The organism is Devosia naphthalenivorans, from assembly GCF_003056355.1.
GTDB lineage: Bacteria > Pseudomonadota > Alphaproteobacteria > Rhizobiales > Devosiaceae > Devosia > Devosia naphthalenivorans.
On the sequence record NZ_PYVW01000003.1, the window covers coordinates 16,925 to 41,403 of the forward strand.

Sequence of the window (24,479 nt, forward strand, 5' to 3'; positions counted from 1 at the left end):
CCATGCAAACACAGGTTCTGGGCCACAGCCAGGCTGCCTCGGTGGAGACGACGCGCCCGTTTTTCTCGGTGCGCGATGTGCATGCCTATTACGGGGAAAGCTATATCGTTCAGGGTGTGTCGCTGGATGTGCGTAAAGGCGAGATCCTGGCACTGCTGGGGCGCAATGGCGCGGGCAAGACCTCGATGCTGCGCACCATCGCCCGCACCGACGATCCGCAGATGCGGCAGGGCGAAATCTGGCTCGATGGCCAGCCCATCCACAAGATGAAGAGCTTTGAGGCCGCGCGGGCCGGCATTCAGTTGGTGCCGGAAGACCGCCGCATCATCGCAGGGCTGACGGTGGAGGAGAACATCGCGCTGTCCAAGGTGGCGCCCGGGAACGGCTGGAGCCTGGAGCAGATCTACCAGAGCTTTCCGAGGCTAGCCGAACGGCGCAAGCAGGAGGGCGTGACGCTGTCCGGTGGCGAACAGCAGATGCTGGCGATTGCGAGGGCACTGGCGCGGGATTTGAAGCTGCTATTGCTGGACGAGCCCTATGAAGGGCTGGCGCCGGTGATCGTGCAGGAAATCGAACGAATCCTGCATTCGATCAAGCCGCTGGGAATTACCACGATTATCGTCGAACAGAATGCCGTGGCGGCGCTGAAACTGGCCGACCGGGCGGTGATCCTCGACACGGGCGAAGTGGCGTTTGCGGGCACAGCGCAGGAAGTGCTCGATAACGCCGAATTGCGCCAGGAATATCTGGCGATCTGAGTTTTCGGCCGTTGGGCTGATACGAGCTACCCTGGGCCTTTCGCCCAAAGGCATTCCGCCGATCTCACCCTCTCCCCAGCGAGAGGTCCAGGGTAATTTTGCTTCCTTCTTTGGAACTGGGGAAGCGTGGGCGGGGTTCCGTTGCCGCAGAACGCGCCCTTACCCCGGCCCTCTCGTCAAGGGGGAGGGAGAGCAGACTGATGGGCCAGTGAGAGTTGGTTAGACCGCGCGCTCGGTCGCGGGATCGAACAGGTGCACGTGTTCGGGGCTGATGCTGACGTCAATATTGTCGCCGGCGCGGGTGTTCATGCGGCGGCTTTCGACGACGGTTAGTTCGGGCGTCGTGTTGGTGGTGACGTAGGTCATGGAGCCGGTGGATTCGACCACGGATACTGGCAAACGAAGCGTTGCGGTTTCGGCGTCTGTGACCACGAGGTGTTCGGGGCGCAGCCCGACGATGACGGAGCGTCCGGGTTCGACGGTGCGGCTCAGGGGCAGTGACAGGCTATCGGCGATTTCGAGGGCGACGCTGCGGCCGTCCGGGGCGATGGTGCCGGGGACGAAGTTCATGGCAGGGGAGCCGATGAAGCCGGCAACGAATTTGCTCACAGGGCGGTCGTAGAGGTCGAGCGGCGAGCCTTGTTGTTCGATAACGCCGTCGCGCATGACAACGACGTGGTCTGCCATGGTCATGGCCTCGATCTGATCGTGCGTCACATAGACCGAAGTGGCGCCGAGGCGATCGTGGAGGGCGCGGATTTCCTTGCGCATGTGGACGCGAAGAGCCGCGTCCAGATTGGACAGCGGTTCGTCGAACAGGAAGGCCTTGGGGTTGCGGATGATGGCGCGGCCCATGGCGACGCGCTGGCGCTGGCCGCCCGAGAGTTCGCGAGGGTAGCGCTTGAGCAAGGCGGATAGGCCGGTGGTTGCGGCGACTTCGGCGGCCTTCTGTCGCGCTTCGGCCTTGTTCACGCCATGGAGGCGCAGCGAATAGGTGAGGTTTTCCTCCACCGTCATGTGCGGGTAGAGCGCGTAGCTCTGGAAGACCATGGCGACGTCGCGCTTGCGCGGGGGAACCCCGGTCATGGTTTCGCCAGCGATCCGGAGCGTGCCGGAGGTGATGGTTTCAAGCCCCGCAATGGAGCGCAGAAGCGTTGACTTGCCGCAGCCCGAGGGCCCGACCAGCGCCACGAAGCTGCCCTTGGCGATGGAGAGGCTGACGTTCTTGAGGGCATGGAAGGCGCCATAGTGCTTGTCGATATTGCTCAGCTCGATTTGCGTGGTCATTTGAGAGCTCCCGAGGTGAGGCCGGAGACGATGCGGCGTTGCAGCAGGACGAAAACGGCCAGGATCGGCGTCACATAGATGGCCGAGTAAGCCATGATGGAGTTCCAGTCCGTGGAGTTGGGACCCAGGAACCCGGAGAGACCGACGCTGGCCGGTTGCAGGGCGGTGTCCTGGATGATCGACTTGGAATAGATATACTCGCCGAACGAGGACATGAAGGTGAGGATGGCGCAGACCAGAATGCCGTTGCGCGCCAGCGGCAGCACGATGGAGAAGAAGGCTCCGACGCGGGAATTGCCATCGACGAGCGCCGCCTCCTCAAGTTCCCGCGGCACGCTCATGAAGGTTGCGCGCACCAGCACCACGAAGAACGGCATGGATTTGGCGGCCGCTGCGAGCACCACGGCGGTGCGGGGCCAATTGAGCAGGCCGATCTGGTTGAAGCCGACGAACAGCGGCGTGATCATCACCGATGCGGGCAGCACCTGCAGCATTAGTATGGCGAAAAGGCCGATGTCGATCCAGGCGCTGCGATAGCGGGCCAGCACATAGGCGCATCCGGTACCCAGGATCACGGTGATGGCGGTGACGCCGGAGGCGATGACCACCGAGTTCCACAGGAAGGTGCCCATGGTGCGCCGCACCCAGGTATTGGGATAGATGCTGGGATCGGGAGCGGCGGGCCAGAAACTGGGCGGGTTTGCGAAGATTTCCGAGCCGGTCTTGAGGCTCGTCACATACATCCAGTAGAGCGGGAACAGGTAGATCGCGGCTAGTGCCAATGCGAGGGCAAGCAGCAGCCAGGGAACAAAGGGCCGGTTCATCCCCGCACCTCGTGGCGGGTGGAGCGCACGTAGACTACGGAGGCGAACAGCACCAGCACGAACATCATCACGGAAATCGTCGCGCCCTTGGCGAAATCATAGAGCTGGAAGCTCATCTGCCAGGCCCAGTAGCCGGCGACGTTCGATGTGTTGGCCGGACCGCCTTCGGTTAGTGCGGGAAAGAGATCGAACTGCTGCAGCGTGCCGATCAGCCCCAGCGAGAGCACGGCGCCGATGGTCGGGCGCATCATGGGCAGGGTGATAGTCCAGAAGCGCTGGAAAGCGTTGGCGCCATCGAGTTCGGCGGCTTCGTAGAGATCGCGGGGGATGGCGGCGAGGCCGACCGAGAGGAGCAGCATGTTGAAGGCGAGGCCCAGCCAGATATTGGCGATGACCACGGACCAAAGCGAGAAATTGGGGTCCGACTTCCAGAAGATGGTGGCCTGGGTGAGGCCCAGCCCCTTGAGGATGGCGTTGAGCACGCCATAATCACCGGCCAGAATGAAGCTCCAGATGCCGCCGACAACGAGGCCTGGCATGACCCAACTGACGAGGAACAGGCCGCGAATGGTGGCGGCGCCGGGGAAGTTCTGCGCGAAGAACAGCGCCAGCGCGAAGCCGATGATGAACTGGCCAGCCATGGAGGCAAAAACGAAGATCAGCGTGTTTTTCGTCACCAGCCAGAATTCGGGCTGCTGCACCACGGCGACGTAATTGGTGAAGCCGGCAAAGGGGCGAACGAGCGAGCCCAGGGTGAACATATCCACCTGCTGGAAGCTCATCACCACATTATAGACCAGCGGCAAACCCGCCAAGGCCACGAGAAAAACCATGGCCGCGCCGACCAGGATCAGGTCGAATCCGACACCGTCGCGCATGCTGTTGAGAATTCGGGACATGACACCGCCGCTCTGCTGATCAAAATGACCGGCCAGATTGCTCCGGCCGGCCCAGTCTGGGAGAACTGATTAGCCGACGATGCCCTGGATGGTCGCCTGGGCCTGGTCGAGCGCATCCTTGGCCGACATCTGGCCGGTCAGGGCTGCTTGCATGGCGTCGTAGATGGCCTTGGAGATTTTCTGCCATTCGGGGTGGGGACCGCGCGGCTGGGCATATTGCAACTGTTCCTGGAACACCTTGAGCGCAGCGTCCTTGAGGGCAATGCCGGTTTCAGGGAGCGCGATGTCGTTGCGGGCCGGAAGGCTCGAGAAATCGGGGAACAGGCGCTCGTCCTGGCTGATGAAGAATTCGAGGACTTTGAAGGCTTCATCGGGGTTCTTGGAGTTGGCAAAAATCCCGTAGTTGAAACCACCCAAAGCCGACGAGCGCGGGCCGCCTTCGGTCTGGGTCGGCAGCAGCGCTACGCCCCAATCGAACTTGGCATCTTCAACCATGCGGTCGAGCTCCCACGGGCCAGACACGGCCATGGCGGCGTTGCCGGAGTTGAATGTGCCGGTGGAGTCCCACTGGCCAAGGCTCAGCACGTCCTGGCTGGCCGATTTGGAATCGACCATGGCCTTCCAGTAATCCAGTGCCTCGACGGCGCCGGGGACGTTGACGTTTTCGTAGCCTCCGCCCGCCATCTGGATCCAGGGCAGGAACTGGAACGTGCCTTCTTCACCGGCGCGGGCCGAGAAGGTGATGCCATAGGTGTTGGTTGATGGATCGGTCAGCTTGGCTGCGGTATCGACCAGTTCGCCCCAGGTCTTGGGCGGCTCGGCAATGCCGGCCTTTTCAAACAGGTCCTTGTTGTAAAACAGGGCGATGGTGTCGGTGTATTTCGGCACGCCATAGAGCTTGCCGTCCCACATCACCGAATTGAGCGGACCTTCGAAATAGTTGTCCGTCTTGATGACGCTGGAAGCGGCCACGCGATCGGTGATGTCCAGGAAGGCGCCACGCGAGGAGAACAGCGCGAAATCGGGATTGTCGAGCGAGATGATGTCCGGCGCATTGCCGGTGGCGAAGGCGCGCAGGGCTTCGTTGACGATGTCGTCGAACTGGATGATGCGATAGTCGATCTGGATATCAGTGTTGGCATCGTTGAATTCCTTGCTCAAGGTGTCGCCGACACCGGGCGCGTTGGCGCCGTCGATGGACCAGACCTTGATGACGGTTTGCGCCATGGCTGGCACAGCCATGCCAAGGGCGCCCAGTGCGATGCCGGCCATAAGACCAAGTGTTCTCAGCTTCATTGTCGTTCCTCCCTTTTGCAGCATTGGGCTGCCGTTGAAAAATGGTGCAGTGCCCTCCCCGGCCCTGCCCCGCGTCTAGCCGGCGACGAAGTCTCCGCCGCGGCACTCCTTGAGATAGTTGAGCCCGCGAACCTGGCCGGTCATTTCCAGGTCACCGCGATAAACGGGGTCGTGCCAGCCTTCGATATCGATGGAGCCGGTGTAGCCCGCGAGGCGCAACTCGGAGATGATGTCGGTCCAGTTGCTGTCGCCGAAGCCGGGCGTGCGCATCCACACGAACGGCTCCTTACCGAAAATGCCGTGCTCGCGGATCACTTCCCAGCGGATGGTCGCGTCCTTGCCGTGCACGTGGAAGAATTTGTGTGCCCATTTGCGGATCTGCGGCAGCGGATCGATCAGGTAGACCAGTTGGTGGCAGGGCTCCCATTCGAGCCCGATATTGTCGTCTGGTGTTTCGTTGAACATCAGCTCCCATGCGTCGGGATTGTGCGCGATGTTCCAGTCGCCAGTCGCCCAATTGCCGTCCATGGCGCAATTTTCGAAGGCGATCTTGACGCCCTTGTCAGCGGCGCGCTTAGCCAATTCGCTCCAGACCTCGCGATAGCGCGGCAGGCTATCGGTCAGCGTCTGGTTACGGATGCGGCCGGTGAAGCCAGCGACGCAGGTGGCGCCGAAATGGTGGGCGTTGTCGATGCAGTCCTTCCAGCCCTGCAGGGTCTGGCGGTCCATGTCGCCCTCTTCGAGCGGATTGCCGAACATGCCGATGGTGGAAATGGTGATGTCGCGATCGCCGATCGCGTCGAGCGAGCGCTTGCCCAGCTCGGCAATGTCCTGCCCGTTGGTGGTCTGCCAGAAGAAGGGCTCAAAGCTTTCAAAGCCGAGATCGACAATGGCCGCGATGTTCTCCGGCGCCTTGCCGGCTGTCGCCTGGATCATGGTGCCGATGCGGATGGCTTTGGCGGGGTTGGTCACGAAACTTGTTCCTTAAACTGCGATGGCGACGCGCTGGTGGGTGCGGGCGCTCTCGATGGCCGCAAAGACCATGGCGAGGCTCTTGATGTTGTCGCTGCCGGCGGTTTCCGGCTGGCGCCCCGCTTCGATGGCGTCGAGAAATTCGGCGATTACGCTGGCATGGCCGTGGGTGTGGTCGGGGTTGGCGGGTTCGGGGATTTCGACGGGCGCCAGATCGCGGAAGAAGCCGGAGTCGCCAGCTACAATCTTGGCCTCGAACTGGTCACCTCCGTCCCAGAGAAGCGTGCCCTTGGTGCCAATGATGCGCCAGGCGCTTTCCCAGGAGGTGTTGGCGCCTTCGGCAGACCAGCTGCCGCGATAATTGAAGACGACATCGTCCTCGAATTCGAAGATGGCATTGGCGGCGGCGCCATGGCTGTACCAGGAGCCGCGCGGGTTGATTTCGAGACAATAGACGGCCCTTGGCGCTTTGCCGGCCATGAAGCGGGCGGCGTCGAGCGTGTGGATGGCCATGTCGAGCAGCAGCACGTTTTCCATCTCTTCGCGGAAGCCGCCGAAATGGGCGCCGACGAAGAAGTCGCAATGGAGCGCGGTGAGTTCGCCCAGTGCGCCGCTTTCGAGCAGATGCCGGATGCGGCGCACGCCAGAAATGAACCGGCGGTTCTGCACTACTGCGTGGATGCGCCCTGCGGCGGCGGCTTGATCAATAAGCGCGCGGGCGGCGGCGAGGCTCGTGGCCATCGGCTTTTCGCTGAGTACGTGGCAGTCGTGCCGCAGGCCGATTTCGACTACGCCTTCGCGGGCCGCAGGAATGACCACGTCGAACAGCAGGTCCGGCCTGGTTTGCGCCAGCACGGCATCAAGGTCGCCGCCCGTGACGATGTCGGAGAGGTCGAATTCAGCGGCACGGTCCTGGGCCGTCGGCAGGTGGAGATCCACGAGCCCGACGATGCGCACTCGGCCCTTGAGCAATGGATGTTCGGTCAATGCCGACAACCAGCCCTTGGACATACCTCCGCAACCCGCGAGAACGGCCGTAAAAGCCAAAGTGGAACCTCCCTGGACTGCAGCGTCTGGCCCATCTTTACGTGGGCGGCTCGGACGCAATTCCGTAAACGTTTACGAGACTAGGGGCGATCTCTGCAGGCTGTCAAGATGGATCGTAAACGTTTCTGGAACTCGACCCAACCTGTGGATAGCTTTGCTTGCAATGCCCCCGATCTGCGTTCATGACAGTGAAGGGGAATTGCTGCGGGGAGAATTTCCGGATGGTGAAATCGTGAAGGGTATCCGGCGCTTGGCGCAGGAACTTGAGATTTCCATTGGCACGGTTTCGCGTGCGCTCAACGGCAAGCCGGACGTGAACGAAAAGACGCGCCAGCGTGTGCTGGAGGCAGCCGCCGCGATGGGCTACGTGGCCAACCAGGCTGGCCGCAGCCTGCGCCAGGGGAGCACCAACGCCATCGGGTTCATGATGGAATCGGGCTCCGACACGGCGGGAAACAGCGACAACTTCTTCCTCGGCGTGTTCGACGGGGTGCAGGCGGTGTTCAGCCGTCACCATCTGGATCTGGTGGTGCTGCCCTGCTCTACCGAGGAAGATCCGACGCAGTATTTGCAGCGCATGGTGGCTCGGGGAATGGTGGATGGCCTCATCATTTCGGCGACGCACCGGCGCGACGAGCGTATCGAATTGCTGAGCTCCGCGCGGCTGCCCTTCATTGCCCTGGGCCGATCCGGCACGTCGGGACCGCACCCGTGGATCGACCTCGATTTCGAGGGGGTGGCGAACCGGGCGGTGGACCGGCTGGTGGCCAAGGGACACCGGCGGATCGCCGTGGGCGTGCCGAGCAATGACATCAATCTGGGGTTCATATTCCTTGATGGCTACAAGGCCGCGCTGGAGCGGCACGGCATCCCGTTCGATCCGGCGCTGGTCATCCGCGCCAAGTCGACCGACCAGGGCGGCTACCAGATCGCCCACGAACTGCTGGCCCTGCCCGACCGGCCCACAGCGGTGGTGCTGATTTATGAGTTGATGGCGGTGGGTCTTTACCGACGCTTCAACGAGGCCGGATTGCGGCCGGGGCGGGATATTGCCGTGATCGGATTTCGCGAGTCGCCGCAGTCACGATTTTTGTCGCCGACGCTGACCTGTTTCCGCATGTCCCTGCGTGACCTTGGAATTGCGCTGGGCGAATCGCTGTTGGCGTCGATGCCGGCCTATGCGGAGGTTTATCCGCAAGGACTGGTCCGTCGGATCTGGCCGTTGGAACTGGTTGCCGGCGAGAGCGATGATTTTACGGTAGACGTCTAGCTAGTGCGTCGTACCGATGAGGCGGCTCCGTATCGCGTTCGAAACGTTGTCGAACAGGAAGACCACGAGCAGGATCAGCAGCACCATATAGGCAACCTTGTCCCAGTCCGAATTGGTGCCCATGGCTTCGAGCAGCTTGAGCCCTATGCCCCCGGCTCCCACGGCGCCGATCACCGTGGCCGAGCGGGTGTTGCTTTCCCAGAAATACAGCGATTGCGAAATGAATACCGGCAGCACCTGCGGCACGACACCGAAGCGGTTGACCGCCGCTGGCGAAGCGCCGACGGACTTGATGCCTTCGCGTTGCTTGTCGTCGAGATTTTCCAGCGCCTCGGCATAGACCTTGCCCAGCGCGCCGGTGTCGGCGAAGAAAATCGCGGCGATGCCGGGGATCGGTCCGGGGCCGAAGCCACGCGTGAAGAACAGCGCCCAGATCAGCATGTCGATGGAGCGCAGGAAGTCGAAGCTGCGCTTCATCAGCCAGTTGGCGGGCCTGCTGGCGGTGATGTTGCGGGCCGCAATGAAGGCCAGCGGGAACGCCACCAAGGTCGCGAACAGCGTACCCACAAAGGCCATCACCAGCGTCTGCATCAGCTTGGCCAGGATGTCGCCGTGCTGCCAGGCGCGGTTGCCCAACCATTCGTCGAGCACCAGTTGCGCATTGGATTTTTCCGCAACAACGCGATCACTGCTGAAGACCAGCCCGATGGTGGAGAAAAGGTCATTCCCCCAGAGCGGCGAACTCGGGTCGTAGAGGAAATTGGCCCAGCCAAGGAAGCGGCGCTGCACGGCGACCTGGTTGTCGCGAATTTCGGCCTGGCCGGCAAAGCCATAGTTGACCAGTACCTTGCGGCCGTCCTGTTCGATTTCGGGCGGCGCGTTTTCAGGTGCAAGTGCGGCATCATCGGTGATCGCGATGGCATAGGGTACGCCATCGAGATAGACGTCGACCTGTGCCGTGGAAATCTCCAGCCGATTGCTCTCGCTGCCGAAAGTGGCGGTCATGCTGCCATTTGCGTGCGGGGTCAGCCAGTCAATCGTGGCGCCTTCGGCATATTGGCCGCGGCTCGACCATTGTGGCACCACGGCGTCGTCCTGGAAGCGCAGGCGGGGTTGGGCGCGCCAGGAGTACCAGTCCTGGACATAGATCGCCGCGCGATCCCATCTGCCGTTCTTCAGCGCCGGCCCGACGGAAAAGAAGAACCAGCAGAAGATCAGGTAGAGCAAGGCCAGCCCTGCCCCGACCAGCAGGCCCCAGCGGCGGAGGAAATTGGGCTGGAATACTTCGGGGTATTTCTTTTCGAGCCGGGTGCGCTCGGCCATGCTGATCGTGATCATCATGCCGCTCCCCGGCCCAACTCGAAACTTGGATTGCCCACGAGCCTGCGGCGCAGATAGCCCGAGAATTGATCGATGATGACGATGGTCACCAGCAGCAGGATGACGATGGCATAGGTTTTTGCCGCATGGTCGCGGCCGATGGAAAGCCGGAATACCTCGCCGATGCCGCCGCCACCGACAGCGCCGATGATGGTGGAGGCGCGCACGTTGATCTCGGCGCGCAGCAGCGTGTAGCTCACGAAATTGGGCAGCACCTGTGGCACGATGCCGAACCGTACCCGCTCGAACCAGTTAGCGCCCACCGACCGCAGCCCTTCCTCGGGCTTCATATCAGCGTTTTCCACGACCTCGAAGAAGAGCTTGCCGAGCGCGCCAATGGTGTGGAACGAAATGGCGGCAATGGCCGCGATCGGGCCGATGGAAAGCACGGCAGTCAAAAGCCCCGCGATGACGATCTCGGGAAAGGCGCGCATTACCTCCATGCTGCGCCGCACGAACCAGCGCACCGCGCCCGCGCCGACCAGATTGGTGGCCGCGAAAAAGCACAGGCAAAACGCCAGGGTCCCGCCGATGATCGTGGAGACGATGGCGATATTGACCGTGATGATCAGCTGGTAGATGAAATGGGGGATGTAGAACGTGTCCCCGATATAGTACCGGTCTGACGTGTAGTCGAATTTGAGCGAGCCATCGTCGTAGGGCGAGGGAAGATCGAACATGGCACGCACGATCTCGAAGGGATCGTTCGGCACGAAGCTCTTCAGGAAATCGAACAGATAGGGCAGCCGTTCGATGAACTTGCCCGAATTGGCGGCATTGGCATAGTTCATCGCCAGAACCAGCGCTGCCAGCACGCCCAGAACGATCAACACCGAATAGACCCGCCGCGTCATCACCTGCCCGCGGTAATGCTGCAGTAGAGTTGCGGATGCGGGGCTGAGCTCGGACGTGTGGGCGATGTCGGCCATGAAGCGCCTCGGTTGTAGTCGTGACTTGCGCTGAAGTAGCAGTCGACACCCTCCCCCGTGCGGGGAGGGATCAAGGGTGGGGGGTGTCTGGCCTCGAAATCGGGGCGAACCGACACCCCCTCCCAGCCTCCCCCGTCAAGGGGGAGGTGCCGTTCCGTGGTTGTGGCTTTAGCCGCCGATCACCGACTTGCGGGCGTCGATGATGGTCTGGTACATTTCCTGTCCGGCGGGCACGAAATTGGTGTAGCCGCCGGCGGTGAAGGCGTCGAAGCACTCGAAATCAGTCTCGGGCAGCGCGGTGAAGAAGGCGGTGACCTTTTCCTTCATCTCGTCGGAAAGCTTGTTGGACACCATCAGCGGACCGTTGGGGATGATCGGCGACTGCCAGACTTCCACCAGATCGTCCATGTCGAGCATGCCCTTGTCGACCATGATGCGCAGGTTGCCCGACGTATAGCCTTCGCTCCATTCACCCTGGCCCGAACCAAAGGTCGTGCCGACGTCCCAGTTGCCGTCGAGTACGCCGAGAACCAGGTTTTCGTGGCCGCCACCGAAGCCGGTTTCGACATAGAATTCGTCAATTGGCGCGCCGATGTCGTTCGGAAGCGAAACGTTCGGGACGAGGTAGCCGGAGGTCGAATCCGGATCGGCAAAGCCGAGCTTCTTGCCCTCGGTGGAGGCCAGGTCGGTAATGCCGCTATCGGCGCGAGCCACCATGATCGAGTGGTAGCCGGTCGAGCCGTCGGCCTGCTGCGTGGTCAGCACGGGCTCCACGGCTTCGGGGTCCGACAGGTAGATCGAGGCATAGGAAGAGGCGCCCATGATGGCGATGTCGATGGTGCCGCCGAGCAGGCCCTGGATCACGCCGTTATAATCCGGCGAAGGAAAGAACTGCACTTCGGAGGCGCCGGTCGCGGCCTTCATCGGTTCGGCGATACATTCGGAACGACGCAGTTGGTCGCTCTCGTTCTCGCCGCCATCGAGGCCGATGCGCAGGACGGCAGTGTCCTGGGCGAAAGCGGCGGAAGACATGGAAAGGGCGACGGAAGCCAGAAGCAGTTTGCGGATCACGGGAGGTCTCCTTTGGTGACGCTTGGTTTTTCGGCAGCCTGCCTTGAGGCAGCGCGAAACTTGAATTTATGTCAGGACGCGGCGGCCGCTTGGGGCGGATGGATCGGGGCGATGGCGGTGGACGTCATGGCTTCGGAGAAAGCTTCCTTGAGCCCGTCGGCGCCATAAATGGTGCGGGCGACGTCCGTGGTCAGCTCGTCCGGCGTGCCGTCGAACACGACCTTGCCCGCGGCCATGCCGATGATGCGCTCGCAATAGGCGCGCGCCGTATCGAGCGTGTGCAGATTGGTGATGACGGTGATGCCTTCGGCGTTGATGTCGCGCAACGAGTCCATCACGATCTGAGCATTGCGCGGGTCGAGCGAAGCGATCGGCTCGTCGGCCAGGATCACGCGCGGCTTCTGCATCAGGGCGCGGGCGATGGCCACGCGCTGCTGCTGTCCACCGGACAGGGTTTGCGCCCACTGCATTGCGGTAGCAGCGATATCGAGGCGCTCCAGAGCCTTGAGGGCTTCGAGCTGCTCGCTGGTGGAAAATATCTGCAGCAGATTAAGCAGGCTGTTGCGGCCGTTGAGCCGGCCCAGCATTACGTTGGTGATGACATCGAGCCGCGGCACCAGGTTGAACTGCTGGAAGATCATGGCGCAGTCGCGCTGCCAATTGCGCAGGGCCTGCCCGCGCAGTTCGGACGTGCGCACACCGTCATATTCGATGTAGCCGGTGGATACGTCGGCCAGCAGGTTGATCATGCGGAGCAGCGTCGACTTGCCGGCGCCAGAGCGGCCGATGATCCCGACCATCTGCCCGTGCGGGATTTCCAGGCTCACATCGCTGACGGCAAGTTTGTCGCCGAAGCGTCGCGAAACGTTGGAGATCTTGAGCATCCGGGCGCCCTCGCCGTTGAACTGCGGCAGACCTAGGGCGATGTGGTGACGGCTAGATAACACTTGGATGACGGTTCGGTGACTGTACACCGGGTTGGTGACATGGGGTGATAATGGGTGGCACCAGACCCGCCATCCTTGAGCCGGGGACATCCTCAGACGCCTTGTTGGTGACGAAAGCCGCCACCTTGCGGGAGCGGCTTGATCTCGGGCTAGATCCCGGCTCAAGGCCGGAATGACATCGCGTTTTGGTTAGCTTTGGTATTTTTCCAGGAAGGCCTCGATCGGCAGTTTCCTGAAATCGGGTAGCGCCTGGTGCAGCTTTTCGTGGCTCCAGTCCCACCACGCCAGCGCGTCGAGGCGCCCGGCCACATCGTCGTTGAACCGCTGCCTGATCGTGCGCGCGGGCACGCCCACGGCGATGGCGAAATCGGCGACATCCTTGGTCACCACGGCATTGGAGCCGATGATCGCTCCGTTGCCGATGGTCACGCCCGGCATGATGACGGCACCATGGCCGATCCAGGTGTCATGGCCGATGGTGATGGCATTGCTCTCGCGCCATTCGAAGAACTCCGCGTCGTCCTCCTCGCCCTCGAAGTACCACGCGGAGCGATAGGTGAAGTGATGCAGCGACGGGCGATGCATGGGGTGCATGGAGGCATAGATGCGCACATTGGCAGCAATGTTGGCGAACTTGCCAATCGTCGAATAGGCGATCTGGGTGTTGCCCACGCAGTAGGAATAGTCACCCATCGTGGAACGGGAAACGGTGCAACCGGCGCCCACCTCGGTGTAACGGCCCAAGGTCGAATGCGCCACACGCGCGGTTGGGTGGATGGTCGGGCTTTCGCTCAGCTTGCTCATGCGGCGATCCTTGGTGCAAATGCCGTTACGTCGATGATGCGGTCCGCCACTTGTTCGCGTACGTCCTCGTCGTGGAAAATGCCCAGCAGCGCTACGCCGGCGGTCTTTTTTTCGCTGATCATCGCTACCACTACGGCGCGGTTGGTGGCGTCGAGCGATGCGGTGGGTTCGTCCAGCAGCAGCACCGGATGATCGGTGATGAAGCCGCGCGCGATGTTCACCCGCTGCTGTTCGCCGCCCGAAAACGTGGCCGGCGGCAGGCTCCATAGCCGTTCGGGCAGATTGAGCCGGGCCAATAGCGCCCGCGCCCTGCCCTGCGCTTCGGCCTTGTCAACGCCGCGGATCACCAGCGGCTCCGCTACGACATCGAGCGCCGAGACGCGGGGAACCGTGCGCAGGAACTGGCTGACATAGCCGATGCTGTCGCGGCGCAGGGTGAGGACGGTTCGTGGATCGGCCGTCGCCAAGTCGACCGGCTGGCCATGATGCTGGATCACGATTGATCCGGCGTCGACGCCATAATTGCCATAGACCATCTTGAGGATCGAACTCTTGCCGGCCCCCGACGGACCGCCGAGTACGACGCACTCGCCGGGCTGAACATGGAAATTCACATTGTCCACCACCGGCAGCACGACGCCATCGCGCAAGTGCATGGTGAAGGTCTTGGAGAGGTTCTGTACGGATAGGGCGGTCATGCGATGGCTCCGGAAATGAGCTTGGTTGCTTCGATGATCGTACAAAAACCCGCGCTGTCCTCGGGCTTGACCCGAGGACCACCCGCCACGAGTGCCGAGTTGGGAGTGGCCCTCGGATCAAGTCCGGGGGCAGCACGGTGATTGTGAAGGTTAGACAGGGCGGCCCGCATCATCCTCACACCTGCAAAATCGAGCTGACGAGCAGCTGGGTATAGGGCTCGCGCGGGTCGTCGAGGACGCGATCGGTCAGGCCCGCCTCGATGACGCGGCCGTCCTTCATCACCATCATGCGGTGACTGAGGAGGCGCGCTACGGCGAGGTCGTGGGTGACGACGATGGCGGCAAGGCCGAGTTCGCCGACAAGGCCGCGCAGCAGATCGAGCAGGCGCGCCTGCACGGACACGTCCAGCCCGCCGGTCGGTTCGTCCATGAACACCAGCCGCGGGCCGGCCACCAGATTGCGCGCAATCTGCAGGCGCTGGCGCATGCCGCCCGAGAATGAGCGCGGCTGATCATCGATGCGGTCGGCCGCGATCTCGACCCGACCCAGCCAATCCAGGGCGGTGTCTCGAATATGCCCATAGTGCCGGTCGCCAACCGCCATCAGCCGTTCGCCGACATTGGCACCGGCCGATACCGTCATGCGCAGACCGTCGGCGGGATTCTGGTGGACGAAGCCCCAGTCGGTGCGCACGAGGAAGCGCCGCTCTGCTTCGCTGAGATCGTAGATGTTGCGCCATTGCTCGTCGCGCATGCGGTAGAGCGTGTGGCCGGAATTTGGTTCGAGGGTCGCCGAGAGGGAATTGAGCAGCGTCGTCTTGCCGGAGCCGCTTTCGCCCACGATGGCCAGCACTTCGCCCGGCCAGAGTTCGAAGCTCACATCGGCGCAGCCGAGGCGAGTGCCGTAGTATTTGGTCAGGTTTTCGACGCGCAGTAGTGGTTCAGTGCTCATTTTGCTCTCCTGGCATCCTCGATCCCACAGCACCCATCGCGTTGCCCTCGGACTTGATCCGAGGGCCACTATCAGCCCGGCACGCGTGGCGGATGGTCCTCGGGTCGAGCCCGAGGACAGCGCGGTGATGGTGGAAGATTTGCGCCATCATTCTGCCGCCTCCTGGACGCCAAGGCTGCCCACGAAGCCGGCATTCCGGCGTTCCTCGCAATTGTCCGTATCGGAGCAGACGAACATGTGGCCGCCGGCATCGTCCAGGATCACCTCGTCCAGATAGACCTGCTCCGCGCCGCACAAGGCACAGGGCTGCTCGAAATGCTGGATCTCGAATGGATGGTCCTCGAAATCCAGGCTCACCACTTCGGTATGCGGCGGCACGGCGTAGATGCGGTGCTCGCGCCCGGCGCCGAACAATTGCAGCGCCTCGCTCATGTGCATTTTCGGATTGTCGAACTTGGGCGTCGGGGAAGGGTCCATCACGTAGCGGCCCTCCACCTTGACCGGATAGGCGTAAGTCGTCGCGATGCGTCCGTGCCGGGCGATGTCCTCATATAGCTTGACGTGCATCAGCCCATACTCTTCCAGCGCGTGCATCTTGCGCGTTTCGGTTTCGCGCGGCTCGAGGAAGCGCAGCGGCTCGGGAATTGGTACCTGGTAAACGAGGATCTGACCCGCCTGCAGCGCCCTTTCGGGAATGCGGTGGCGGGTCTGAATGATGGTCGCCTCGGCGGTGCGGGTGGTGGTCTGCACTTGCGCCACCTTGGCGAAGAAGGCGCGGATCGAAACAGCGTTGGTGGTATCGTCGGCGCCCTGGTCGATGACCTTGAGCACATCGTCCGGGCCGATGATCGACGCCGTGACCTGCACCCCGCCAGTGCCCCAGCCATAGGGCATGGGCATTTCGCGGGACGAGAACGGCACCTGATAGCCGGGGATGGCAATGGCCTTAAGGATCGCCCGACGGATCATCCGCTTGGTCTGCTCGTCGAGATAGGCGAAGTTGTATTGGGCGGTGGTGGTCATTGGACACTCCCTATGCAGATGACGAGAGGCACGATGCCTCCCCACCCCAGATTGTCACCCTCGGGCTTGACCCGAGGGCTCTGCACTTGCGGTGCGCTCGTTAAGTGAAGGCCCCTCGGGTCAAGCCCGAGGGTGACGAGCGGTGGTTGTGATGGCGGTTGCGGGAAAGGTGGGCTCACTCCGCCGCCTCCTGCTTGCCCTCGTGCTCGGCTCGCATGCGCCGGATCAGGTCCAGTTCGGCCTGGAAATCCACATAGTGCGGCAGCTTGAGGTGCTCGACGAAGCCGGTGGCCTGGACGTTGTCGGAATGCGCGATGACGAATTCCTCGTCCTGCGCCGGCGCGACGATATCCTCGCCGAATTCCCGCGCCCGCAGGGCACGATCGCAGAGGGACATGGCCATGGCCTTGCGCTCGGCCTGGCCGAACACCAGGCCATAGCCGCGGGTGAATTGCGGCGGGATCTTTGCGCTGCCCTTGAACTGGTTGACCATCTGGCACTCGGTGACCCGGATGCGTCCCAGGTTCACCGCGAAGCCAAGCTCGGGCACTTCGAATTCCACATCCACCTCGCCAATGCGAATTTCGCCGACGAACGGATGGGTGCGGCCATAGCCGCGCTGGGTGGAATAGCCCAGCGCCAGCAGGAAGCCTTCATCGCCGCGCGCCAGCGCCTGCAGACGCAGATCCCGATTGAGGGGGAATTCCAGCGGTTCGCGCGTGAGGTCCCCCACCTCGCGTTCGGGATCGGTCGGGCCGTCGGGCTCCATCAGCCCCTGGCGGCCCAGCAGATCGGTGACGCGCGGTGCCGGTTCGGCTTCGGCGTCGCGGGTGACGGGCGCAGGCACGTCACCATCGACGATGGAAGGATCGAGCAGGCGATGGGTGTAGTCGAAGGTCGGCCCCAACACCTGGCCCCCCGGCAGATCCTTGAACGTCGCCGAAATGCGCCGCTCGATCAGCATGGTGCCGGTTTCGATGGGGCGCGAATAGCCAAAGCGCGGTAGCGTGGTGCGATAGGCGCGCACCAGAAAGATCGCCTCGATCAGATCACCCCGCGCCTGCACCAGAGCGAGCGCCGCAAGCTCCTTGTCGTAGAGCGAACCTTCGCCCATGGCGCGGTCGACGGCCAGGCCAAGTTGCTCGATGATCTGGTCGAGCCGCAGTGCCGGCACCGTGCGATCACCGCGCCTGCGATCTGCAAGAAGAGCATGAGCATTGCTGATGGCGGCTTCCCCGCCTTTGACGGCTACATACATCTCAGTGTCCTTCCGAAATGCGGGTGGTGCGCGGCAGGCCCATCACGGCGCCGTCGGCTACCAGCAGCAGGTCGATACCGCGCGGAAACAGCTCGCGATTGGCTGACCATTGAGCGAAGAAATCCTCGGGCAGCCCCACCAGGTTGATATGACCGTGATCCTTGATGCCGGGGCCGCGGACGACCAGTTGCTCGCCGCCGGTCAACGCCTCGACCGCCAGCACAATCGTGGTCGAGCGATCGGGATATTCCTGCGTCCCGAGGTTGAATTGATCGAGCCGAGGCAGCGCCGCAGCGGCCGACGCGAAGGCAAACATAGCCCGGCCCGGTTCGGCCACGACGGGCGCCCCGGTGTGGAACGCGATGAACTCGGTCACGGCCGGGTCACTGCGCAGGGTGTCGTCGAGCCAGATGGGGGTGTCGTGATCGCTCAACGTTAGCAGTATGCTAACCAATTCAGGGCCCAGACGCCTATGTGTGGATAGGGGCGCGACGAGTTTTTGCACCGTTCCGGGGTTGGCCAGCGCGTCCATCACGGCGCGAAATGCCGTTTGGGAATTCAGCACGGGCGAGGAAAATCCTCCTTCGAGAATTGTATCCATCTCAGTTATCTCCCCGCACCATGGTGAAAAAGTCGACCTTGGTGGCTGCTGCCTCGGCTTGCTTCTTGAGTGTTGAAACGCGCGTAAGCTCTTGCAACGGCGCGATAATTTCTGCCTCTACAGCAGCTGCCTCGCGCTGCCACAGTGCATCGATGATGGCGATGACCTCGGCCTTTGCGAGATCGCGGCCCAGGCAGTACCCGTGCCCGACCTGCCCGCTCGCGATGCGCACGCTGGCACGGCTCACGCTGGCCTCACCGAGGTTGAAAGGCGCACCGCCGCCCCCTGCCCGGCCGCGTACCATCACCAACCCGACTTCCGGCCCCCGCACTTTGGCGTAGTCCGGCTTGTCGGCCCAGCGGTCCCATAGATCGGCCAAGGCGCGAGATGGCGCGACGGCCAGGGTGTCAAGCGCCGCCTTTCGCGGCTGATTTTGATTGGAAGATGCTGTTTGCATGCTTGCCTCTATTTGTCTAATAAACTAGACAACTACTGTCCTTCTTTTGGGCTTACGCTCCTCATGTGAAAATGCAATGACAATCGCAAAAGATATGACAGGCGGTATCGCGCTATGGCGCCAGATCGCCGATGCCATCCGGCTCGACATCGTCGGTGGCAAGCTCGCTACCGGTGATAGATTGCCGACCGAAGCTGCTCTGGCCCAACGGTTTTCCGCCAATAGGCATACCGTGCGCCGGGCGCTTTCCGTACTGGCCGACGAGGGCGTGGTCGGCGCCGAGCAGGGTCGCGGCACATTCGTCCGCAGCGCCAGGCGGCTGAGCTATCCTATCGGGAAGCGCACTCGGTTTTCCGAAGGTCTGGCCGGACAGGCGCGGACCCTCACCACGCAGCATCTGGGCAGCAGAGTCGAGAACGCCAACGCGGCCGTCGCAGCCGCCCTGGGCATCAAGCCAGGCAACAGGGTGGTGCGCATCGAAGGCGTTTCGCTGGCTGATGGCCTGCCGCTCTCGCGTACCACGACGTGGCTGCCCTATCGTCGTTTTCCCGACTTCGCCGGGCGCATCGTCGAGCGGCTATCGTTCACTGCGGTGTTCGCCAGCTACGGCATTGCCGACTATTCCCGCTCGAGCACCCGCATTTCCGCGCGACATGCCGATGTCGAGGAAACCAAGCTGCTGGGGTTGAGACCGGGCGCGATTCTGCTGGTGTCGGAGGCAGTCGACGTGGACGCGGAGGGGGTGCCGATTTCCTATGCGCTGAGCCGGTTTCCGGCGGAGCGGATGGAACTGGTGGTTTAGCCCCCTTCTAGGCGCGCACCATTCCTGCCACCTCAGACAACAGCCGTACGAATTGCTCGCCTGCGATCGCCAAGTCTGCAGAATTATCGATCTCAATGGTGTCCGGCGGCAGTTTTTCGGCAACGCTGCGTTGCAGTCTTTGCTGGATGGAGGCGGCGGTTTCCCGTCCGCGGCCGGCGAGCCGGCGGGCGATGACGTCGCGCTGGGCGGTAACGGAAACTACCAGCGTTTCGTGGTATTTTCTGACCAAAGCCGGAATCACGCCACGAGAGAGGTTCGCCACGACGATCCGGCCAGCGGCCAGGTCCTGCTCAAACTCGATCGGCAAGCCGTACCGTAGACCATGAGCCTGCCAGCTCAGGGCGAACGCTCCACGGCTCTCGGCGTCGAGGAACGCCGCGCTATCGAGACTATCGTGGTCTTCGCTGCCGCCGTCGGCTTCACGCGTCACCACCCGGCGCACGAAGGTCACGCGGCCTGAAGTTTCGAGGCGTGCGCGGGCATAGCCGATGAGGCTGTCCTTGCCCACGCCACTCGGGCCCACAATGGCGACGAACCTGCCCCTCATATGACGCGGCGGCCCTGTCGCCATACGGTAGATACGATCGGAATCCCCTCCTCCAGCCGCAGGTGGACGAAGTCGGCGCGCTTGCCGATGGCGATCTCGCCACGATCTTTGAAACCGGCAGCTTCGGCGGGGCGCTTGGTGACCAACTGCACGGCTTTGGACAAACTTATCCCCTCCACCGCGCCAACAAGCGCAAATGCGGACTGCAGCATGGAAAAGGGAATGTAATCGGAGGACAGGATATCGAGCAGATCCGCCTCGGCGAGCGCGCGCGCAGACACATTGCCCGAATGAGATCCACCACGCACCACATTGGGTCCGCCCATCAGGATGGCCATGCCGGCCTGCCGCGAGGCCTTGGCGGCTTCGATTGTGGTCGGAAATTCAGCAACATGGATGCCCAGGGCCACCGCTTCTTCGACATGGTCGCGCGTGGCATCATCATGGCTGGCCAGAACGATGCCGTTGTCATGGCACATCTCGGCAATAGCCCGGCGGTGCTTGCCCGCGAATAGCTGCGACTGTGCGTTGCGGCGCTGGGTAAAGGCGTCCAGCTCGGCATCGCTCATTTTGGTCTTGCCCTGGTAGTAGACCTTGTAGGCGTCAAGACTGGCGAACTGCCGCTGGCCGGGGGCGTGGTCCATCAGGGACGCGAGGCGCACCAATGGATTGTCCTTGATGGCGAGGAAACTATCCAGGCAATCGGGTGCCGACACCTCGCAGCGCAGGTGGATATGGTGCTCTGCCCGCAAGCGGCCGGCTAGCATTCCCGCGCCAATGGCGCTGGCCAGGGTGCGCATGTCCTCCGCGCTGATATCGGTGTCCTCATCGAGGCCAGTGCGAATCGCATCTAGCACTGTGGTGATGCCGGAAGCGGCGATCTGTGCGTCATGGGCTTGCACGGCCGCGACCGGGTTCCAGCGCACCTTAGGGCGCGGCGCATAGTGGGTTTCCAGGTGATCGGTGTGCAATTCGACTAGACCTGGGATCAGGTAATCACCCTCCAGGTCAATACCGGTTCGCGAAGGCGCGCCGATATCGGTGATCACGCCACCATCCACGCGTACCGAACCCTCGAATACCTCGTTGGCAAGCACGATCCTGGCGTTGGTAAGGACGAGTTCTCCCAGGGCGATGGTGTTCATTGCGGCCGCTTCTACGTTCATGTCGTTGCCTGCCATGCGCTAGACCAAGTTCATGACAGTTTGGCGAATGACAGTACAGTCCGGCACGCTCATGCCGTATCGGTGGGAGCCGACACGGCGCCGGTTCTGGCATCGCAGGAGTGAAGAGCGACAATCAGTTGTCCGGACCTACCAGGTTGGCGGTGAAGAGAACCGAGCAAACACCCACGGGCTGGTCATCCTGATCCCGCACCCGTATCTGCAGGATGCGTTCCGGCTCCGCGTGGCGAAGCACTTCCTTGGTCATTTCACCCAGCGCGGCACTTGCTTCTTCCAGGGCGGCGTTGGCGTCCTTCAGGTCGGTCCCTTCGGTGTCGTGGGTCGCCTCGATACCACGGTCAAAATAGTCGAAGTAAAACCTCGGCATTAAACGCACCTCTTGGGACAGCGTCTGCGCCAGCCACATATTCCACTTCAGCGCATCTGCCCAATGTGGTCGGTAGGCGTTAGCAAGAAAGCACGGAGGTCCGCATCGTTCCAATTTGTGATCGCCGCCAAAGGGACCGCAATCAACGATTTAGCTGTCCAATCACGCGCGCATATTCACGTTCGGGGATGCCGTAAGCGTCGGCGGCAAAAACTTCCAGCTCTCGCCGATCACGTACAGTCACGATGCCGCGTTCAGAATAGATGAGCTTGTTGCCCTCCAGCAGGTGCAGCGCCGTGGTTACACTGGGGCGCCGCACGCCAAGCATGACGGCAATGAAATCATGGGTCAGTTCAATCCGGTCGCCATCCACACGGTCATGGCACATCAATATCCAGCGGGCGAGGCGCTCCTCTACATGATGCATGGCGTTGGACAGCGCCGTGTAGGTGGATTGCGTCCACAGCGTGTGAACGTAGCGACGGAATAACCCAGAGCAATCCGCGCTGCTCTCGAGAAGCTGGCTGAAAGCACAAGCTTCGATGCGGTGGCCGTATCCCGCAACCTGTACAAACGTTGCATGCGGGGAGGTATCGCAGTGAAGTATAGCGGCTGTGGGTGCGAGGCCATCGCGCCCTACCAGCCCGACTTCGACGCTGTGGCCTTCTGGCGATCTGGAGACGGTGGAGGCGATACCCGCCTCGTGAAAATAATAGTGCGTCACGCTCTCGTTTGGCGTCGCAAGTTGCAGGCCGCGAGGTAGATCTTGCGGCTCCAGATGAGGCGAGAACCGCTCGAAGTCGGCGTCACTCAACAGGGCGAGCAGGTTATTACGGATATCGGACTTTCGGGGGGACATTTTGCTCTCCACTTGGGGCAAGAGCAAATCGGAACTCCCAGTCGTTCGCGCCCATAGCTGAGCGAACGATAGAGTTCATATTAGGCGTCGGAGATCGGCGGTTCAAGCTTTGCGCCGGGTCCACAACCGTGGGCGGGAGCCGACTTGCGCCGGCTCCCGCAAAAATGATCAGGACTGAGCGGCGCGGGCTGCTTCGAGCCAGCCGTCGACCAGGTCGCGGTTTTCTGCGATCCAGTCTGCTGCCTGCTGCTGAATGTCTTCGGTGCTACCAGCGCCCTCGTTCATCAGAGCGTTCTGCTCGAAGATTGCCGGCAGAGGGATGGAGGCGCTTTCGAGCAGCTTTGCAGCGGCCGGGTTGTCCTGCAGGAATGCCGAATTGGCGACCGGAACAATGTCGTTGGCCGGGAAGCCAAGGGTGCATGGATCGGCCACGCAGCCTTCCACGCCAGGCAACACCGCAGCGTCGGCGAGATCGGCCAACTCTTCTGGAAGATTGACCTCGGGCACCTCGATCCACATCACATCCTCACCCGGAACCAGCGCATTGACGGTCCAGTTCGGCGTCCAAGTGTAGAACAGGATCGGCTCGCCGGCCTCATAGGCGGCGACTGCGTCGGCCATCGAGGCTGAATATGCCGCCTTGATCGGGTTGATGTGATCGCGCAGGCCATAGGCATCCATGTGATGCTCGATGTTGATCTCGCAGCCCCAGCCCGGCGGGCACGCGACGAGGTCGGCCTTGCCGTCACCGTTACGGTCAAAAGCTTCCTGCACCTCGGGGCGCTTGAAGTCTTCCAGCGTCTTGATGCCGAACTCTTCGACCGAAGCCTTGTCGACGAGATAGCCCTCGAGTGCGCCGCCCTTGGCAACGGCACCGATGATCTCGGCCTGGCCTTCGAAGGCAGGCTGATAAGTGTTGTGCAACGGGAACCAGCCATTGACCCAAAGATCGACATCGCCCTGGGCAACGGCCTGGTAGAATGGCGGGTTATCGAGCGTGGTTGGGCCTTCGACCGTGTAACCCAGTTCCTCGAACAATTGCTTGTAGATCTGGGCGTGGAACCAGCCGGTGTCCCAGGTGGCCTGAGCCATGTTGATGGTCTTGCCTTCACCTGGATTGTCTTGAGCAATCACGGGCGATGCAGCAACAAGAGCGGCAAGTGAGACGGCAGTCAGTGTCCGGGCGAGTCTGAGCATAAGATCAGCTCTCCTTTTGTTTTGGCGTGAGAAGACAATGCGGACGCGCCAACGTCCGCTCGATTGCGCGAATACGCGCTAGACAGGCCTCAAGCGGCCCTTCGTATTTCCGCGGTGGACGCGGGCGCCCCCCGGCGGAAAAAGCTGAGTACGGTCTGGCGAAGCGGGACGGTGCGGACCCCATTGGCCTCGCCCAGAGCCTGGGTGATGCGGTCCAGAATGATGGCAAGCAGCACGATGCCCACGCCACCAGCGGTAGCACCGCCCACATCCAGCCGGCCAAGGCCGGTATAAACGGTGAGGCCAAGCCCGCCTGCCCCAATCATCGACGTGATGACCACCATCGAGAGGGCCAGCATCAGCGTCTGGTTGAGGCCAGCCATGATGGTGCGCATCGCCAGCGGAAGCTGGATGTTCCACAGCATCTGCCAGCTCGTTGAACCGAACGCCTCGGCGGCCTCGATCAGATCGCCCCGCACATTGCGGATGCCCAGATTGGTCAGCCGCACGATTGGCGGCAGGGCAAAGATGATCGTGGCGATGATGCCAGGGGCCATGCCAACGCCAAACAACATCACGATCGGTACGAGGTACACAAACGACGGGACCGTCTGCATGATATCGAGCACCGGCCGGATCACCGCCAGCACGCGATCATTGCGCGCGGCGAGAATGCCAAGCGGCACGCCCAGAACCACGCAGAACAACACCGAGGTGACGATCATGGACAGGGTGGTCATGGTCTCGGGCCAGAGCCCGATCATGTCAATGAAGATCAGGGAGATCACCGTGAAGATCGCCATGCCACGACCGGCCGTGCGCCAGGTGAGTAGCGCCAGGGCGGCAGTGAAGACCAGCATGGGCACGGCATTAAAGAACGTGTCTAGCCAGTCGAGAACCATGCTGACCGGCACCTGCAAGGCACGGAACAGCGGGCGGAAATTGGGCACGATCCATTCGCGCACCAGGATATTGACCCAGTCATCGAACGGGATCAGCAGAACGTCGGATGGGCTGAACATGGCCGCT

26 protein-coding genes are annotated in these 24,479 nt (G+C 62.3%); 3 read left to right on the forward strand and 23 right to left on the reverse strand.

Annotated features, from left to right (window positions below; genetic code table 11):
• The first annotated feature begins 2 nt into the window (after window positions 1–2).
• A complete protein-coding gene (locus C8264_RS05705; RefSeq protein ID WP_245892974.1) occupies window positions 3–758 on the forward strand; it encodes an ABC transporter ATP-binding protein in 756 nt (251 codons plus the stop codon).
• A 219-nt stretch (window positions 759–977) separates the two neighbouring features.
• Here the strand turns inward: C8264_RS05705 and C8264_RS05710 are convergent, their stop codons facing one another.
• From C8264_RS05710 to C8264_RS05735, 6 genes are all read right to left on the reverse strand, one after another.
• A complete protein-coding gene (locus C8264_RS05710; protein WP_108460018.1) occupies window positions 978–2,045 on the reverse strand; it encodes an ABC transporter ATP-binding protein in 1,068 nt (355 codons plus the stop codon).
• The gene (locus C8264_RS05715; RefSeq protein WP_108460019.1) at window positions 2,042–2,869 is read right to left on the reverse strand and encodes a carbohydrate ABC transporter permease; all 828 of its coding nucleotides are present in this window, start codon (window positions 2,867–2,869) and stop codon (window positions 2,042–2,044) included. The genes C8264_RS05710 and C8264_RS05715 overlap by 4 nt, the downstream gene beginning before the upstream one ends.
• The gene (locus C8264_RS05720) at window positions 2,866–3,768 is read right to left on the reverse strand and encodes a carbohydrate ABC transporter permease (RefSeq protein WP_108460020.1); all 903 of its coding nucleotides are present in this window, start codon (window positions 3,766–3,768) and stop codon (window positions 2,866–2,868) included. The genes C8264_RS05715 and C8264_RS05720 overlap by 4 nt, the downstream gene beginning before the upstream one ends.
• A gap of 69 nt (window positions 3,769–3,837) precedes the next feature.
• Window positions 3,838–5,064: an ABC transporter substrate-binding protein gene (locus C8264_RS05725; RefSeq protein ID WP_108460021.1), complete on the reverse strand. Its 1,227-nt coding sequence runs from the start codon at window positions 5,062–5,064 to the stop codon at window positions 3,838–3,840.
• A gap of 75 nt (window positions 5,065–5,139) precedes the next feature.
• Window positions 5,140–6,036 (reverse strand): sugar phosphate isomerase/epimerase family protein, encoded by an 897-nt coding sequence (locus tag C8264_RS05730; RefSeq protein ID WP_108460022.1) that lies wholly within the window; start codon window positions 6,034–6,036, stop codon window positions 5,140–5,142.
• A gap of 12 nt (window positions 6,037–6,048) precedes the next feature.
• Window positions 6,049–7,083 carry a Gfo/Idh/MocA family protein gene (locus C8264_RS05735; protein WP_108460023.1) on the reverse strand — a complete coding sequence of 345 codons (1,035 nt, stop codon included), beginning with the start codon at window positions 7,081–7,083 and terminating at the stop codon, window positions 6,049–6,051.
• 232 nt (window positions 7,084–7,315) lie between these two features.
• Here C8264_RS05735 and C8264_RS05740 point away from each other — a divergent pair, with 232 nt between their 5' ends.
• The gene (locus C8264_RS05740) at window positions 7,316–8,353 is read left to right on the forward strand and encodes a LacI family DNA-binding transcriptional regulator (protein WP_108460299.1); all 1,038 of its coding nucleotides are present in this window, start codon (window positions 7,316–7,318) and stop codon (window positions 8,351–8,353) included.
• Here C8264_RS05740 and phnE (C8264_RS05745) read toward each other — a convergent pair whose 3' ends face one another.
• The 11 genes from phnE (C8264_RS05745) to phnG form a co-directional block, all read right to left on the reverse strand.
• Complete coding sequence (gene phnE / locus C8264_RS05745) at window positions 8,354–9,691, reverse strand: phosphonate ABC transporter, permease protein PhnE (protein WP_108460024.1); 1,338 nt, start codon at window positions 9,689–9,691, stop codon at window positions 8,354–8,356.
• Entirely contained in the window at window positions 9,691–10,662 is a 972-nt protein-coding gene (gene phnE / locus C8264_RS05750; RefSeq protein ID WP_108460025.1) for a phosphonate ABC transporter, permease protein PhnE, read from the reverse strand. The genes phnE (C8264_RS05745) and phnE (C8264_RS05750) overlap by 1 nt, the downstream gene beginning before the upstream one ends.
• Before the next feature lie 168 nt (window positions 10,663–10,830).
• On the reverse strand, window positions 10,831–11,733 hold the full coding sequence (gene phnD, locus C8264_RS05755; protein ID WP_108460026.1) for a phosphonate ABC transporter substrate-binding protein: 903 nt from the start codon (window positions 11,731–11,733) through the stop codon (window positions 10,831–10,833).
• A 71-nt stretch (window positions 11,734–11,804) separates the two neighbouring features.
• Window positions 11,805–12,617 carry a phosphonate ABC transporter ATP-binding protein gene (gene phnC, locus C8264_RS05760; protein WP_108460027.1) on the reverse strand — a complete coding sequence of 271 codons (813 nt, stop codon included), beginning with the start codon at window positions 12,615–12,617 and terminating at the stop codon, window positions 11,805–11,807.
• 252 nt (window positions 12,618–12,869) lie between these two features.
• Window positions 12,870–13,484, reverse strand: coding sequence for a DapH/DapD/GlmU-related protein (locus tag C8264_RS05765; RefSeq protein WP_108460028.1), 615 nt, complete (start codon window positions 13,482–13,484; stop codon window positions 12,870–12,872).
• Window positions 13,481–14,182 (reverse strand): phosphonate C-P lyase system protein PhnL, encoded by a 702-nt coding sequence (phnL, locus tag C8264_RS05770; RefSeq protein ID WP_108460029.1) that lies wholly within the window; start codon window positions 14,180–14,182, stop codon window positions 13,481–13,483. The genes C8264_RS05765 and phnL overlap by 4 nt, the downstream gene beginning before the upstream one ends.
• Window positions 14,183–14,357: 175 nt before the next feature.
• Window positions 14,358–15,134 carry a phosphonate C-P lyase system protein PhnK gene (gene phnK, locus C8264_RS05775; protein ID WP_108460030.1) on the reverse strand — a complete coding sequence of 259 codons (777 nt, stop codon included), beginning with the start codon at window positions 15,132–15,134 and terminating at the stop codon, window positions 14,358–14,360.
• Between the two features lie 147 nt (window positions 15,135–15,281).
• Complete coding sequence (locus tag C8264_RS05780; protein ID WP_108460031.1) at window positions 15,282–16,157, reverse strand: alpha-D-ribose 1-methylphosphonate 5-phosphate C-P-lyase PhnJ; 876 nt, start codon at window positions 16,155–16,157, stop codon at window positions 15,282–15,284.
• A gap of 175 nt (window positions 16,158–16,332) precedes the next feature.
• Entirely contained in the window at window positions 16,333–17,415 is a 1,083-nt protein-coding gene (locus C8264_RS05785; RefSeq protein ID WP_108460032.1) for a carbon-phosphorus lyase complex subunit, read from the reverse strand.
• A 1-nt stretch (window position 17,416) separates the two neighbouring features.
• The gene (phnH, locus tag C8264_RS05790; protein ID WP_108460033.1) at window positions 17,417–18,016 is read right to left on the reverse strand and encodes a phosphonate C-P lyase system protein PhnH; all 600 of its coding nucleotides are present in this window, start codon (window positions 18,014–18,016) and stop codon (window positions 17,417–17,419) included.
• Between the two features lies 1 nt (window position 18,017).
• Window positions 18,018–18,473, reverse strand: a complete 456-nt coding sequence (phnG, locus tag C8264_RS05795; protein ID WP_108460034.1) for a phosphonate C-P lyase system protein PhnG — start codon at window positions 18,471–18,473, stop codon at window positions 18,018–18,020.
• Between the two features lie 76 nt (window positions 18,474–18,549).
• Here phnG and phnF point away from each other — a divergent pair, with 76 nt between their 5' ends.
• On the forward strand, window positions 18,550–19,275 hold the full coding sequence (gene phnF / locus C8264_RS05800) for a phosphonate metabolism transcriptional regulator PhnF (RefSeq protein WP_108460035.1): 726 nt from the start codon (window positions 18,550–18,552) through the stop codon (window positions 19,273–19,275).
• 7 nt (window positions 19,276–19,282) lie between these two features.
• On the opposite strand, the gene phnN is transcribed toward phnF, so the two are convergent.
• The 6 genes from phnN to C8264_RS05830 all read right to left on the reverse strand — a co-directional run bounded on the left by phnN (window position 19,283) and on the right by C8264_RS05830 (window position 24,472).
• Window positions 19,283–19,843, reverse strand: a complete 561-nt coding sequence (gene phnN / locus C8264_RS05805; RefSeq protein ID WP_245892956.1) for a phosphonate metabolism protein/1,5-bisphosphokinase (PRPP-forming) PhnN — start codon at window positions 19,841–19,843, stop codon at window positions 19,283–19,285.
• On the reverse strand, window positions 19,840–21,024 hold the full coding sequence (locus tag C8264_RS05810; RefSeq protein WP_245892957.1) for an alpha-D-ribose 1-methylphosphonate 5-triphosphate diphosphatase: 1,185 nt from the start codon (window positions 21,022–21,024) through the stop codon (window positions 19,840–19,842). Before C8264_RS05810 ends, phnN begins: the two co-directional genes overlap by 4 nt.
• 118 nt (window positions 21,025–21,142) lie before the next feature.
• A complete protein-coding gene (locus C8264_RS05815) occupies window positions 21,143–21,433 on the reverse strand; it encodes a DUF6894 family protein (protein WP_108460037.1) in 291 nt (96 codons plus the stop codon).
• Window positions 21,434–21,536: 103 nt separating this feature from the next.
• Window positions 21,537–22,253 (reverse strand): Crp/Fnr family transcriptional regulator, encoded by a 717-nt coding sequence (locus C8264_RS05820; protein WP_108460038.1) that lies wholly within the window; start codon window positions 22,251–22,253, stop codon window positions 21,537–21,539.
• Between the two features lie 168 nt (window positions 22,254–22,421).
• Window positions 22,422–23,450: a glycine betaine/L-proline ABC transporter substrate-binding protein ProX gene (gene proX, locus C8264_RS05825; protein WP_108460039.1), complete on the reverse strand. Its 1,029-nt coding sequence runs from the start codon at window positions 23,448–23,450 to the stop codon at window positions 22,422–22,424.
• 89 nt (window positions 23,451–23,539) lie between these two features.
• Window positions 23,540–24,472, reverse strand: a complete 933-nt coding sequence (locus C8264_RS05830; RefSeq protein ID WP_108460040.1) for an ABC transporter permease — start codon at window positions 24,470–24,472, stop codon at window positions 23,540–23,542.
• Window positions 24,473–24,479 lie beyond the last annotated feature (7 nt).